This window comes from Alphaproteobacteria bacterium, from assembly GCA_018667735.1.
Classification (GTDB): Bacteria; Pseudomonadota; Alphaproteobacteria; order Rickettsiales; family JABIRX01; genus JABIRX01.
In genome coordinates this window covers 1-13551 of sequence record JABIRX010000010.1, presented here as the reverse complement: position 1 = coordinate 13551, position 13551 = coordinate 1, and the positions used below count along the sequence as shown (strand labels likewise).

Sequence of the window (13551 nt, the reverse complement as noted above, 5' to 3'; positions counted from 1 at the left end):
ATAATAAATAACTAATTTATACAAGACATATTATGAAAAAACCAGTAATTGGTATTACCCTAGACCATGAGAACGACCAGAAATATTCCGCATTACCATATTATGCCTTAAGAGAAAACTATATCAGAGCTGTGCAACTATATGGTGGAACCCCTATTTTGTTACCTTTTGAAAATAGTGAAATCAGCAATTATTTAAGTCTCATAGATGGTCTTTTAATTACGGGAGGAAATTTTGATATATCGCCATCCTTATACGGTAATGGAGATATACATAATAAAACCAGCTTAAAAGAGAGTAGAACATCATTTGAATGGAATTTAACTAAAGAGGCTATATCACTAAACAAACCTATTCTAGGTATTTGCGGTGGCATGCAATTATTAAATGTGATATTAGGAGGAGATTTAATACAGCATATTCCAGATGAAATAGAAAATGCTCTAGAGCATGAAGTAAAACCATATGACAACCCCGCACATACAATTAACATAAAAGCGGGAAGTTTGCTATATAAATTAGCAGAAGATAAAAAAGTTATTGGGGTGAATAGCTCTCATCACCAGGCGGTTAAAAATTTACCAAAAAACATCATTGCATCTGGTATCTCATCTGATTCTGTTATTGAAGCTATTGAGCATAGCAACTATAATTTTATGCTTGGAGTTCAGTGGCACCCAGAATATCTAATTAGTCAACTTGACCATAATATTTTTAAAGAGTTTGTTAATGCGACTAAATAAATATATTGCAAGGGCCGGTATTTGCTCGAGGAGAGCTGCAGATGAATTAATAAAAGAAGGCTTAATTATTATAAATGGCCAAGTTTCAACAGACTTATCTTATCAAGTGTCAGAAACTGATAAGGTGGAATATAACCAAAAAATCCTTACTATAAAAAAAGCTAGCTTATATGCCTTCCATAAACCAAAAAACTGCTTAACCACAAAATTTGATCCAGAAGGTAGGACTATTATTTATGATTTATTACCGAAAGAACTGGAAAATTACTCTCCTATTGGCCGCTTAGATTATAATAGTGAAGGTCTATTATTGCTGACAAATGACGGTGAATTAAAGCGTTATTACGAATTACCTAAAAATAAAATCTTACGAACTTATAAAGTAAGAATTTTTGGTAAATTATTAGATAGTGATAAAAAGCAAATAGAAGCAGGGGTTACTATAGATGGAATTAAATATCAGAAACAAAAGCTTAAAATCACCCAAATTGCGACAAACTCCTGGTTAGAAACTTCATTAAGTGAAGGTAAGAATCGTGAGATTAGAAATATCTTCTCTTATTTTGACCATCCAGTCAGTAGATTAATTAGAATTTCCTTTGGAAAATTTAAGTTAGGAAATTTAGCACCAGGCCAAATTAAAGAGCTAGACATTTAAAACTGTTAGACTAAAAGAGAATTAAATTAAGTTAATATGATATGATTTATTTTCTTGCTTTAATTCTATTTTCTACAGCAAGTTTTTTGTTTACCAAAAAAGGTTTTTTGCAGAAAAAGATTCTCAACCAAAACAATTTAGCTTCTACGCCAAATTACTATGGTTATTGCTCGGTAATATGGTTTATGATTGGAGCTGTATTATTGATAATAGCTTTATCTAAACAAAATAAATTATCCATTGAATTATTTACTTTAATATCCTTGATATTCACGGTTATACTTAATTTTTCAGTGCAAAAATATATAACATTTCAATTTAATGCGCGTAAGCATTTTGAAAAATCTTTTTTACTTATCCTAAGAGTCACCTCTTACATTTCAATAGCCATAACTTTTCTGATCATTATTTCAATTCTAGTTGAAGCTATAAGGTTTTTTAGCGAGATACCTCTTTCAAGCTTTCTATTTGGTACCAAATGGAGCCCTCAATCTGCTTTAGAGGGAAGTGCTGGCGCTGGTAATTTTGGTGCTATACCTGTGTTTTTAGGCACATTATTAATTACAACTATTGCTATTATTATTGCTGTACCATTTGGTATTTACTCAGCTATATATTTAACCGAATATGCAAGCGCAAGGTTTAGAGCTATTGCCAAACCTATTTTGGAAATTTTAGCTGGTGTGCCTACTGTAGTTTATGGATATTTTGCAGCTTTTACAGTAGCCCCTTTTCTGAGATTGGTACTAGCAAAACTTGGCATTTCCATAGAAGCTGAAAGTGCTCTAGCCGCTGGTATTGTCATGGGTATTATGATTATTCCCTTTGTTTTGTCATTGTCAGATGATGTGATGAATGCTGTGCCAGAATCACTCAAAAATGCCTCTCTTGGCCTTGGCTCAACAAAATCAGAAATGATAAAAAAAGTAATTATTCCAGCAGCTTTACCGGGTATAGCTGGAGCAATTTTACTTGCAATATCAAGAGCCATAGGGGAAACAATGATTGTAACAATGGCAGCAGGTTTAAACGCCAAAATGTCTTTCAACCCCTTAGATTCTGTTACTACAGCCACAGCACAAATTGTTACTTTATTAATTGGTGATCAGGAGTTTGATAGTAATAAAACTCTAGCTGCATTTGCACTAGGCATCACTTTATTTGTTATTACTTTAATTCTTAACTTAATAGCTTTAATCATTGTGAAGAAATATCGTGAGCAATATGAGTAAAACCACAAAATTTAAACACACAAATATTGCTGAATTTGCTAAAACTGCGAAATATAGAAAGGCATTAGCTAATAGACATAAAAAAGAATCTGTCTTTCAATTTATTGGTTTTTTTGCTATTTTGCTTTCTATCTGCTTCTTAGCATCTCTTATTGTAAATATCTCATTTAAAGCAAGTGGAGCATTTTCAGCTACTTATGTTAAAATGCCCATTTATTTAGATAAAGAAATTATCAAGGAAGATAATCCAGCATATTTAGAAAATTTTGCGTATCGTCAATTATTAATTCACAACATTGATTTATATTTTTCCGAATCTAATGAATCGCGTAGAGCAAAATTAAAAATTTTACATTTCTTTTCTAAGGATTCATACAATGATCTCAAAAAATATGTTATAAATAATCCAGATAAAATTGGAAAAAATATCAACATATGGCTTAAAACATCTTCCAAAATTGACCAATTTTATAAAAAAAACACAGAAAATATACTCCCTCTTTATAAAAAGATTCTAGATAATTATTTCTTAAATAATAATGCTATAAAAAAGGTTATTAGTTTCTCCATTTTTACAAACGGAGATTCTACAGAGGCAGAACTTGCAGGCATCGCAACTTCACTGACGGGAAGTATTCTTACGATGATTATCTTTTTATTATCCTCATTTCCACTTGGTGTATTGCTTGCTTTATATTTAGAAGAATTTGCAGTGAAAAATAAATTTGCTGATTTTATTGAAATTAATATTAATAATTTGGCAGCCATTCCTTCAATAATTTTTGGTCTGCTTGGTTTATCTGTTTTTATAAACTTATTACATGTGCCAAGATCATCAGCCTTGATTGGAGGTTTAACTCTGTCCTTAATGGTTTTACCAACTATTGTAATTGCAACTCGCAATAGCATAAAAGCTATACCATCTACTATAAAACATGCAGCATTAGGCTTAGGAGCGTCTCCTATGCAAGTCGCTTTACATCACACTTTACCTTTAGCCTTACCTGGAATTTTAACTGGAACCATACTTGCTGTGTCAAGGGCATTAGGTGAAACCGCTCCATTAATTATGATTGGTATGATAGCATTTATAATCGATAAACCTGAAAGTTTTAGTGATCCAACCACAGTTCTACCGGTACAGATATATTTATGGTCTAACAATCCCGAAATAGGTTTTGTGGAAAAAACCTCAGCAACCATATTGTTATTATTACTATTCCTAGTTGCTTTTAACTCCATTGCTATCTGGCTTAGAAATAAATTTTCAAGAAAGTGGTAATTTCTCTAATTAGTTATTGCCTTTTTCAATCTAAAGTTTAAAAATGCTTTGAATAAGTTATAATTTATGTTACAATAGAGAAAATAATGAATAAAAATATGTTTCATCCTATAGATTTACACGTTGGAAAACGAATTAGATTTAAAAGAAAAATGATTGGCCTTACTCAATCTGACTTGGGTGGTAAAGTTGACTTAACTTTTCAGCAAATTCAAAAATATGAGAAAGGTGAAAACAGAGTTAGTGCTAGTAAGCTATATCAGATAGCTCAAATATTAGATACTAATGTAAGTTTCTTCTTTGACGGTTACAATGATATTGTTAATGAGCGCGAAGAAATTACAGATGATAAACAGTCTGTAGATTTAGTAAAATCTTTTAAATCAATTAAAAATCCTAAAGTTAAAAAAAGAATCATGATGCTTATTGATTCTGTTATAGATGAAGAAAATTAATTCTTTATCTATAATTATAGCAAATAGTTAAATAACTTTAAAACTATCTATCAAACTATTAGATTTGTTGTTAGAAATATTCAATTACAAGTTTTTGTTACATAACTATTCTTTGAGCACACTCCCAATTCCAAAATATACCTACTAAATAATTTCTAGGCTTCAATTTTATATCTCACGACTGTAAGCAGGGATTAATTATTAAAGTATGCTCCAAGTTTTAAATATATTTAGGAGCTTTTATAAATATTTAAATAGCTTCCAGAACTTCTTGTACATGTCCTTTTACTTTAACTTTACGCCAGATATTTAATATTTTGCCTTGTGAATCTAGCAAGAAAGTTGCCCTATCTACACCCATATATTTCTTACCATACATTGATTTTTCTACCCATACTCCAAACTTCTTACAAATTTCTAGATCTTCATCTGAGCCTAGTGTAATAGTAAGATCGTATTTAGCTTTGAATTTATCATGTTTTTCGATGCTATCTTTTGAAATACCTATAATTTCGGTGTTTTTATCTTTAAAGTCAGTATAAAAGCTAGAAAAATCTTGAGCTTCTATTGTACAGCCGGGGGTATCATCTTTTGGATAAAAATATATAACGCAATTTTTGCCATTTAATGCCTCTAATTTAAAAAGCTTATCGCCATCTGTTTTCACTTCTATATTTGTTACTTTGTCTCCTATTTTTAATTCTGTCATTTTATTTATTTAAAAGTTAACAATTACTATTTAGTCTCTAGTATTAGCACATAAATATTGATTCGCAATGAGTGTTTTTAAAGCTGCATTTAACATCTCCTTTTTTACCCTAATTTCTAGGATAACCGGTTTTATTCGTGACATAATAATCGCTTATAAATTAGGTGCAGGACCAGTATCTGACATTTTGTTTATAGCTCTAAAAATCCCTAACTTTTTTAGAAGAACTTTTGCAGAAGGAGCATTTAGTCAAAGTTTTGTGCCAACTTACGCAAAAATTATGGTAGGACAAAATTTTAGTGAAGCTAATAAATTTGCTAACCATATATTCTTCTTTTTTATTATTATATTAACTTGCTTAATTATAATATTTGAAGTTTTTATGCCCAATATCTTAATGGTATTTGCACCTGGTTTTAGTGACGTACCAGAAAAGTTTCAACAAACCATCGATTTATGTAGAGTTACCTTTCCATATATTATTTTTATTTCAATAGTTAGCCTAATAAATGGAGTACTCAACTCCTATAAAATTTTTATTCCAGGCAGTATTATGCCAATTATCTATAATTTTATGTTAATTATATCTTTATATATTTTTTACGATTTAACTTATAACCATGCTTACTCTATTGCATATGGCTTACTTTTAACTGGTGTAATTCAAGTAATATCAATATATTTAATTGCATTAAGAAAAAACATTAAATTACTTCCTAAATTTGATCCAAGCCTAAAAAAAGAAAGTAAGAAATTTCTATTTATTTTACTACCCGCCATTTTAGCAGCATCAATAATTCAGTTAAATAGCATGGCAGATACTATTATTGCTACTTTAATCCCTAATGCAGTATCTTATTTATATTATAGTGATCGCTTAATTCAACTACCTCTATCATTGCTTGGTATCGCTTTATCTACTGCAATGTTGCCAACCATGAGTCAGGAAATTAAAAAAAATAATTTTAGAGAAGCACAAAATATTATGAATAAAGCCATTAATATAGGTTTATTCTTTGCGCTTCCTGCAATGATTGGTTTGTTTTTACTATGTGAAGAAATAGTTTTTACTTTATTTACCAGAGGAGAATTTAATGAAGTTACAGCATATGCAACCGCAAATTTAATTCAAATATATAGTATTGCTATACCTGCTTTCATATTAATAAAGATTCTTATGACGGAGTTTTATGCAAGAAGAAATATGAAAACTCCGATTAAAATATCTTTTTTCATTTTACTCTTAAATATAAGTTTAAATTTAATCTTAATAAAATTTTATTCTTTCCTAGGAATTGCTATTGCTACTGTCATTAGCTCATGGCTAAATGTATTATTTTTATTAATCTTAATAATTAAAAAAGACTATAACTCTTTTAAAAAATTCAATTTCTCAATTTTACTAAAAATTCTGCTAAACTCTATTTGTCTAATTTTGCTAATTTTAATTGCTAAGCAATATATAGCTGACTTCATTCGGTTCGATTTTAGCAAGAAAATATTTTACCTAACTATAATAATTTCTAGCTCTGGTTTAATTTATTTATTTCTGGCCTTATTAACAAAAATATTTGTCTTAAAGGATTTAGTTAAAACTTCTAACCAAGCTTAGTAAAATTAAAGAAGTAATATTTCTTTCCGGCTAGCGCTTTTTCTTGATATTTGGTTTGAGTCCAATCACATGGCTCCTTATGCCAATCATTAATATTTTTTATTTCCCAAGTAAAAACTGGCTGATTAATCATTTTAGCTATAATCCAGCTAGCATATTCACTATGGTCGGTTGCTATTCTTAAAAGACCGTTTGGCTTAAGCTTATCTCCTATAATCTTTAAATTGTAATTATTAATAATTCTTCTTTTTTGATGTTTAGTTTTAGGCCAAGGATCAGGAAATAATATATATATTTTATTTAAAAAGTTATTAGGTAATTTATTAAGTAATTCAATAGCATCATCTTGATAGATATAGATATTTTCTAGGTTATTAGTTTTTATTTGAGATAATAAATTTACTGTACCTTTTAAATATGGTTCACAGCCTATAAATAACTCTTCCGGCCTTAGCCTTCCTTGCATAGCTAAATGTTCTCCATTACCATAGCCTATTTCTAAATTAATCTTAGCTTCCTTCTGCTTTATTAGTTTAGTTAAGATTTCACTAGTACATAAATCTTTTATTTCTATGTTTGGCAAAAGATCATTAATTAAATCTAATTTTGCTTTACTAAGCTTTTTTCCTTTTCTTCTTACAAAAGAAAGTATTTTTTTTTCTTGTGTCACTTACATTAACAATTTACTTTGTAACTATTATATAGTGATTTTATGAAATTAAAAATTAATATTAACCTAATTATATTTTTACTCCTATCTATCTTTTTACTAACTTATTTAAGTAGTGAATTTATAGATAAAAAAGAGTTAAGAAGAGTACAAGCTATGAAGGAAGGACATATAGTTACCATTCCATTTAATAAGATTAGAGAAAATATAAATGATAAATAGCGAATTATACAGACCATGTGTTGGAATATTAATATATAAAAAAAATCATGGCTTTTGGGCTGGAAAAAGGTTAGATCAATTTAAAAATTCCTGGCAGTTACCCCAAGGAGGAATTGATGAGGGCGAAATGGCTAACGATGCTATGGCTCGAGAATTATATGAAGAAACTAATATTACTTCTTTTAAAGTCATCGATAAAATTGATAATTGGCTTTATTATGATTTGCCCAAAGATTTAGTAAAAAACTTTTGGAATGGCCAATATATTGGACAAAAACAGCAATGGTATTTACTTGAATTTATTGGCGATGATAGTGAAATTAATATTAAAACCAAAATAGCTGAATTTTCTGATTGGGGCTGGTATAAAACCGATTTTATTCTAAAAAATATTGTTGATTTTAAATTAAATATTTATCAGGAAATTTTCAACAAATGGCCTGAAAAGCTAATTTATCAATAATAACTTTTCCAACTTTTCAATCTCATCACGCATTTTGGCTGCTTGCTCAAATTCAAGATTACTAGCTAATTTCAACATATCTTTACGCATCTTATCTATTTTTTGTTGAATCTTCTTAGGCGAGGATGAATTAATCTTATCTATATCATCTGTCTCATCTTCTATTTTAAAACCAACTAAATTCTTTAAGGTTTCTGATATATCTTTGATTATGGTTTTTGGCGTAATATTATACTTTTTGTTATGAGCAACTTGGATTTCTCTTCTTCTATTTGTTTCATTTATAGCGGCGGTTAAAGATTTTGTCATTTTATCTGCATATAATAAAACTTTAGCTTCACTATTTCTTGCTGCTCTACCTATAGTTTGAATCAATGATGTTTCTGATCTTAAAAATCCTTCCTTATCAGCATCTAAAATAGCTACTAAACCACATTCAGGTATATCTAATCCTTCTCTAAGTAAATTTACACCAACTATTACATCTATTTTACCAGAGCGTAACTCTTCAATAATCTCAACCCTTCTTAAAGTCTTAACATCGGAATGCAAATATTCCACTTTTATGTTAATATCATTTAAATATTCAGTTAAATTCTCAGACATTTTCTTTGTTAAAGTGGTAACTAAAATTCTTAAACCTTTTTTAATAGTTGCTTGTATCTCATCAATTACATCGTCAACTTGGTTACCAACCGGTCTGACAAAACATTCAGGATCGATCAATCCTGTTGGTCTAATTATTTGTCTTACATAATTTTCCTGAACTTTTTCCATTTCAAACTTTCCAGGAGTAGCAGAAACAAAAATAGTGTTAGGGCGGTATTTTTCCCACTCTTCAAATTTGAGGGGCCTATTATCTAAAGCTGATGGCAATCTAAAACCATGCCCTACTAAATTAGATTTTCTTGAGCGATCACCATTATACATAGCTCCTATTTGTGGCACTGTTACATGACTTTCATCAACAAATAACAAAGCATTTTTAGGCAAATATTCAAATAAGGTTGGAGGAGATTCACCATTTTTCCTCCCGGATAAATAACGGGAATAATTCTCAATACCTTTACATGTACCCGTGATTTCTATCATTTCCAGGTCAAAGTTAGTTTTCTGTTTTAGTCTTTCTGCTTCTAAGAATTGGCCTTGGTTTTTAAAATATTCCACCCTTAATTCTAGCTCTTTTCTTATTTCTGTGATAGCGTTTTTGAGTATATCCTCTTTAGTTACATAATGGTTACTTGCAAAAATAACACAATTATTGATTCTAGTTTTTTTTGCACCTGTTAGTGGGTCTATTTCAAAGATCTCTTCTATTTCATCACCAAAAAAACTAATTCTCCATGCCGTAGATTCTAGATGAACAGGATAAATATCTAAAGAGTCCCCTCTTATTCTAAATTTCCCTCTAATAAAATTTAAATCATTTCTTTCATATTGCAGCTTGATTAAATTTCGCGCTAAATCATTTAATTTTATTTTTACACCAACTTCTAATTTGAAGGTCATTGCGGCATAATGTTCCGGCGAACCTAAACCATAAATACATGAAACTGATGCCACCACTATAACATCTTGCCTTTCTAATAACGCTCTAGTTGCTGAATTTCTCAGCATTTCAATCTGCTCATTTATAGAAGCGTCTTTTTCTATATAAGTGTCACTTCTTGGAATATAAGCTTCTGGCTGATAATAATCATAATATGAAACAAAATATTCCACTGAATTATCAGGGAAAAACTCTTTCATCTCCCCATATAATTGGGCTGCTAATGTTTTATTATGGGCTAGAATCAAGCTAGGTCTATTAGAGTTGGCGATTAAATTAGCCATGGTAAAGGTTTTACCTGAACCTGTAACACCTAACAACACTTGGTTTTTTTCATTTTTTTTTAATGCTTGCTCCAAATCTGCTATTGCTTTAATTTGATCTCCAGCTGGTTTATAGTTTGATTTGAGGGAAAAGGGTTTTTCTTGCATTATCGGAGAAAATCAATTAAAAAAGCTTTAACATTATATTATTTTATCATGCATATTGCAACTATCATTTACACTTTCTTTTTTGGCAAATTTGTGGGTAATGACCAATCTGGCAACTCATATTACCAAACTCGCTTCAAAGGAAAAAAAGAAAAGAGGTGGGTTGTATATAAAGGAGTGGTTGAAGCAACTAAAATTCCAGCATTATGGCATAGATGGCTTCACTTTACTTCTAATGATTTACCTAAAGATAATAAAAAAGAAAATTTCTCTTGGCAAAAAAACCATCAGCCTAATTTCACTGGAACCTCAAAATTAAATAACCCAGCCAAAACAACTAAAATTAAGGAGAAATACCAAGCTTGGAAGCCATAAAGTTAGCTCATATGCTAAATAAAACCCTAATAACAATCATATTTATCCTTATAATAAGTTTTAATCTTAAAGCTGAAGAACTTTCTAAACCAGAAAACAAGCTAAAGGAAAGTGACCTTAGCAATAAAAATGAAAAATCTAAGCAAGATAATCTTGATGCAAAAACTAGCATAGTAAGCCCAATCGATAACACCAATATCATAAACCTTCAGCTAAATTTAGAAAAAAGTTCTAAAATCAATGAAGCAAACCTCAGTAATTTAATCCAAAGAAGTCAAATTTTATATGATGAAAATAATATAGAGGCTGCTGAGCTTTTACTTTTAGAAATTTCAGAATATGCCACCATAAAACAAATTCATGATGTTAATGTTTTTTCTTTATTAAAATTAGGAAATATAAAATTTAACTTAGCACAAAAAGTTGAGTCTGCTAAATATTATTATGAAGCCATTAATATTTCTTTAAGCAATAATGTAGAACAATATCTGGGTATATTATATACTAAGTTAAGCTATTTATATTTTTCTTCGGATTTATCTTTTGCAAAAACATATCTTGAATTAGCTATTTTACAGCATGAAAAGCAACAAGATTTTGCCCCCTTAGCAGAAAGTTATTATAATTTAACATTAATATATAAAAAATTGGGTCTATTAGAAAAAGCTAAAGAGGCAAATAAATATTTTGAAAATTTCTTTAAACAAGCAGGAAAACCATATATTTACAAATTATCTTCCAACATTGATGACAATAATGATAATAAAATTAGTTTTGCTAAAAACAAAAACCATATAGAAGCTAATTATGCATATATTCAAATTTTAAATAAGATTGACGGCTTTACTTATTTATTTGAAAATAAAATTGGTAGTAAAATAAAATTCAAGACTATAGAAATTATCACTAAGTCATGTCTAAAATCTGCTCCCCAAAATTTACCTGAGAATTTATTATTATCAGAAATAATTGAGCATGATGAAATTAGCAAAACCATATTTAATGGTTGGATGTTTTCATCTAGCCCTTCATTAAATTCTCTGGAACATCCAATTTATGATATTAAAATTTTAAATTGTGTTACAAATACTATCTAATGATAAAATGGAAATTTAGTAACAATTTAATATCTTATGCAGAAGCCCTTGAATATATGGATGCTAAAGTGCAAGATATTTACCATAATAATACGCAGGAAGAAATCTGGTTTCTAGAGCATCCTGATATTTACACAGCAGGAGTTAGCGCTAAGCAGAGCGATTTACTAGACAAAAATATAGCTTTAATCAACACAGGGCGCGGTGGGCAAATAACCTATCACGGACCGAATATGCGAATTATTTACGCAATGCTGAATTTAAAATCCAGAAATCTATGCGATATAAGACAATATATTAAAAATCTAGAAAAATGGGTTATAAACTCACTAGAACAAGTAAATATAAAAGCTCATACTATAGAAGGTAAAATAGGTATTTGGGTAACAGATAGCTCTAACAAAAACAAACAATATAAAATTGCCGCAATAGGTGTGAGGGTGAGAAAATGGGTCACATATCATGGCGTTGCTATAAATTACGACCCTGATTTAAACAAATTTAAATCCATTATCCCCTGCGGAATTAGTGATGATAACTTCTCTGTAACCTCTATAAAAAATCTAAATAAAGATATTACTAAACAAGATTTTGATTTTATACTTAAAGAGGAATTCCAAAAGATATTCTCATGATAAGAATTTTTGTTCTAACTATTTTGCTAAAATCCAGCATTATATTTGCCGCAAATATGAATATTGAAGCTGATGAACTAACTTTAAATCCTAATGGCACTATAATTGCTAAAGATAATATAAAAATAAATTATTTGGAACATAATCTCAAAGCCAATATTCTTAAATATAATAAGAATAAAAATAGCTATGCTGCCAGTAATAATGTAATATATAACAACAAAACTCTAAATTACAGCCTTTATGCTGATGATCTTACAAGCCTTAGTGACTTTAGCAAATTAAAAGCAAAAAATGCCGTGGTAATCACCAATCAAAATAGTTATATTTCAGCTAAACACATAAAAAAGAATTTTACTAAAATAAACGCAAATAATGCCAGATTCACTAATTGTAGAATTTGCAAAAATGGAAAACTTATCACACCAATTTGGCAAGTTTCTGCGAAAAATATAGAATATGATCAAAATGAAACAAACATAAAATTTAAGCATGCTTTTTTTAAATTATATAATATTCCTATCCTTTATAGTCCGCTATTTTCATATCCTGCACCAAATATTAAAAAACAAAGTGGCTTCCTAACTCCTTCCATAAATAAAAACTCGAATTTAGGATATTTAGTTACCATTCCTTATTTTTACAATATAGCTCCAAATTATGATTTAACTTACAGACCAACTATTATGACTAGTCATGATAATATCCACCATGAAGCTGAATTTCGTTATTTAACCGAAAACTCTCAAAGCAAATTACAGTTTAATTATGTAAAAGAAAATAAAGACCTTGCTTCCTATTTAAAAGACAGAGCTATAAGCTCTAATGATAATCATAATAATAAATGGTTACTAAAATTTACTAATAACTTAAGGCTTAGCAACAATTATAATTTAGAGGCTAATATTTTTGAGACCTCAGATAAAGCATATTTAGAGCGTTACCAAAGCAACTATCTAAATCTTTATAAATCTAACATCAATCTAAATAACATAACTGACAAGCAAGAATTCTATTTAAGTACAACCAAATTTAATGAATTTAACTCGACAAATATTAAGGCAGATTCACAATATAATTTACCAGAAATATCTTATATAAAATCTTATATATTAAAAAATAAGGTGAATTTAGAACATAAATTAAATTTCTATAATTATAATGCTAGTAATGTAGTTGATAGACAGAATTTCAAATATTCCGCTTATTTTAAACAAGATCACATAACCAAAAATGGCTTGCTGTTAAATTATGGCATAAAACCAGAAGCTAGGTTTTATTACAATGATGAGCAGAATAAGAGCTCTTCTCATATTGATAGCAATGTCACACTAATCTTAAATTCCAAATATCCCTTGATGGCACAAAGCAAGACCAATAAATTTCTTATAACCCCTAATGTAAATTTTATTGTGTCG

At 29.2% G+C, this 13551-nt stretch carries 15 protein-coding genes; 12 read left to right on the top strand and 3 right to left on the bottom strand.

Translation table 11 applies throughout. The features are described from left to right. Positions 1-32: 32 nt before the first annotated feature. The 5 genes from HOH73_01055 (at position 33) to HOH73_01035 (ending at position 4370) form a co-directional block, all read left to right on the top strand. On the top strand, positions 33-743 hold the full coding sequence (locus HOH73_01055) for a gamma-glutamyl-gamma-aminobutyrate hydrolase family protein (GenBank protein ID MBT5827455.1): 711 nt from the start codon (positions 33-35) through the stop codon (positions 741-743). Continuing rightward, positions 730-1401: an rRNA pseudouridine synthase gene (locus HOH73_01050; protein MBT5827454.1), complete on the top strand. Its 672-nt coding sequence runs from the start codon at positions 730-732 to the stop codon at positions 1399-1401. Before HOH73_01055 ends, HOH73_01050 begins: the two co-directional genes overlap by 14 nt. A gap of 41 nt (positions 1402-1442) precedes the next feature. Further along, a complete protein-coding gene (gene pstC, locus HOH73_01045; GenBank protein ID MBT5827453.1) occupies positions 1443-2633 on the top strand; it encodes a phosphate ABC transporter permease subunit PstC in 1191 nt (396 codons plus the stop codon). Then, positions 2626-3915 carry a phosphate ABC transporter permease PstA gene (pstA, locus tag HOH73_01040; protein ID MBT5827452.1) on the top strand — a complete coding sequence of 430 codons (1290 nt, stop codon included), beginning with the start codon at positions 2626-2628 and terminating at the stop codon, positions 3913-3915. Before pstC ends, pstA begins: the two co-directional genes overlap by 8 nt. 98 nt (positions 3916-4013) lie before the next feature. Continuing rightward, positions 4014-4370: a helix-turn-helix transcriptional regulator gene (locus tag HOH73_01035; protein ID MBT5827451.1), complete on the top strand. Its 357-nt coding sequence runs from the start codon at positions 4014-4016 to the stop codon at positions 4368-4370. A gap of 250 nt (positions 4371-4620) precedes the next feature. Here HOH73_01035 and HOH73_01030 read toward each other — a convergent pair whose 3' ends face one another. Next, positions 4621-5079, bottom strand: a complete 459-nt coding sequence (locus HOH73_01030) for a peroxiredoxin (protein ID MBT5827450.1) — start codon at positions 5077-5079, stop codon at positions 4621-4623. A gap of 67 nt (positions 5080-5146) precedes the next feature. On the opposite strand from HOH73_01030, the gene murJ reads away from it, so the two are divergent. Beyond that, complete coding sequence (murJ, locus tag HOH73_01025) at positions 5147-6691, top strand: murein biosynthesis integral membrane protein MurJ (protein ID MBT5827449.1); 1545 nt, start codon at positions 5147-5149, stop codon at positions 6689-6691. Here murJ and trmB read toward each other — a convergent pair. Then, on the bottom strand, positions 6678-7361 hold the full coding sequence (gene trmB / locus HOH73_01020; GenBank protein ID MBT5827448.1) for a tRNA (guanosine(46)-N7)-methyltransferase TrmB: 684 nt from the start codon (positions 7359-7361) through the stop codon (positions 6678-6680). The two genes, murJ and trmB, sit on opposite strands and share 14 nt — an antisense overlap. Positions 7362-7403: 42 nt before the next feature. On the opposite strand from trmB, the gene HOH73_01015 reads away from it, so the two are divergent. Together HOH73_01015 and HOH73_01010 are read left to right on the top strand one after the other, a co-directional pair. Beyond that, the gene (locus tag HOH73_01015) at positions 7404-7583 is read left to right on the top strand and encodes a hypothetical protein (GenBank protein MBT5827447.1); all 180 of its coding nucleotides are present in this window, start codon (positions 7404-7406) and stop codon (positions 7581-7583) included. After that, positions 7573-8046 (top strand): RNA pyrophosphohydrolase, encoded by a 474-nt coding sequence (locus tag HOH73_01010; GenBank protein MBT5827446.1) that lies wholly within the window; start codon positions 7573-7575, stop codon positions 8044-8046. The genes HOH73_01015 and HOH73_01010 overlap by 11 nt, the downstream gene beginning before the upstream one ends. Here HOH73_01010 and uvrB read toward each other — a convergent pair. Next, positions 8032-10026, bottom strand: coding sequence for an excinuclease ABC subunit UvrB (gene uvrB, locus HOH73_01005; GenBank protein MBT5827445.1), 1995 nt, complete (start codon positions 10024-10026; stop codon positions 8032-8034). The two genes, HOH73_01010 and uvrB, sit on opposite strands and share 15 nt — an antisense overlap. A gap of 48 nt (positions 10027-10074) precedes the next feature. Between uvrB and HOH73_01000 the strand changes: the two genes are divergently transcribed. The 4 genes from HOH73_01000 to HOH73_00985 form a co-directional block, all read left to right on the top strand. Continuing rightward, positions 10075-10401 (top strand): NADH:ubiquinone oxidoreductase subunit NDUFA12, encoded by a 327-nt coding sequence (locus HOH73_01000; protein MBT5827444.1) that lies wholly within the window; start codon positions 10075-10077, stop codon positions 10399-10401. Between the two features lie 11 nt (positions 10402-10412). Next, positions 10413-11498: a DUF2155 domain-containing protein gene (locus tag HOH73_00995; GenBank protein ID MBT5827443.1), complete on the top strand. Its 1086-nt coding sequence runs from the start codon at positions 10413-10415 to the stop codon at positions 11496-11498. Continuing rightward, positions 11498-12133: a lipoyl(octanoyl) transferase LipB gene (gene lipB / locus HOH73_00990; GenBank protein ID MBT5827442.1), complete on the top strand. Its 636-nt coding sequence runs from the start codon at positions 11498-11500 to the stop codon at positions 12131-12133. Before HOH73_00995 ends, lipB begins: the two co-directional genes overlap by 1 nt. Then, the coding region (locus HOH73_00985; protein MBT5827441.1) for an LPS-assembly protein LptD at positions 12130-13551 on the top strand (1422 nt) is incomplete at its 3' end. The genes lipB and HOH73_00985, both read left to right, overlap by 4 nt.

Bases quoted from the DNA above. Each gene is read 5' to 3' on its own strand.
- HOH73_01010 (MBT5827446.1), top strand. From the start codon at position 7,573: ATGATAAATAGCGAATTATACAGACCATGTGTTGGAATATTAATATAT.
- HOH73_01015 (MBT5827447.1), top strand. From the start codon at position 7,404: ATGAAATTAAAAATTAATATTAACCTAATTATATTTTTACTCCTATCT.
- uvrB (MBT5827445.1), bottom strand. From the start codon at position 10,026: ATGCAAGAAAAACCCTTTTCCCTCAAATCAAACTATAAACCAGCTGGA.
- pstA (MBT5827452.1), top strand. From the start codon at position 2,626: ATGAGTAAAACCACAAAATTTAAACACACAAATATTGCTGAATTTGCT.
- HOH73_00995 (MBT5827443.1), top strand. From the start codon at position 10,413: ATGCTAAATAAAACCCTAATAACAATCATATTTATCCTTATAATAAGT.
- HOH73_01000 (MBT5827444.1), top strand. From the start codon at position 10,075: ATGCATATTGCAACTATCATTTACACTTTCTTTTTTGGCAAATTTGTG.
- HOH73_01035 (MBT5827451.1), top strand. From the start codon at position 4,014: ATGTTTCATCCTATAGATTTACACGTTGGAAAACGAATTAGATTTAAA.
- HOH73_01050 (MBT5827454.1), top strand. From the start codon at position 730: ATGCGACTAAATAAATATATTGCAAGGGCCGGTATTTGCTCGAGGAGA.
- lipB (MBT5827442.1), top strand. From the start codon at position 11,498: ATGATAAAATGGAAATTTAGTAACAATTTAATATCTTATGCAGAAGCC.
- murJ (MBT5827449.1), top strand. From the start codon at position 5,147: ATGAGTGTTTTTAAAGCTGCATTTAACATCTCCTTTTTTACCCTAATT.
- pstC (MBT5827453.1), top strand. From the start codon at position 1,443: ATGATTTATTTTCTTGCTTTAATTCTATTTTCTACAGCAAGTTTTTTG.
- HOH73_01030 (MBT5827450.1), bottom strand. From the start codon at position 5,079: ATGACAGAATTAAAAATAGGAGACAAAGTAACAAATATAGAAGTGAAA.
- HOH73_01055 (MBT5827455.1), top strand. From the start codon at position 33: ATGAAAAAACCAGTAATTGGTATTACCCTAGACCATGAGAACGACCAG.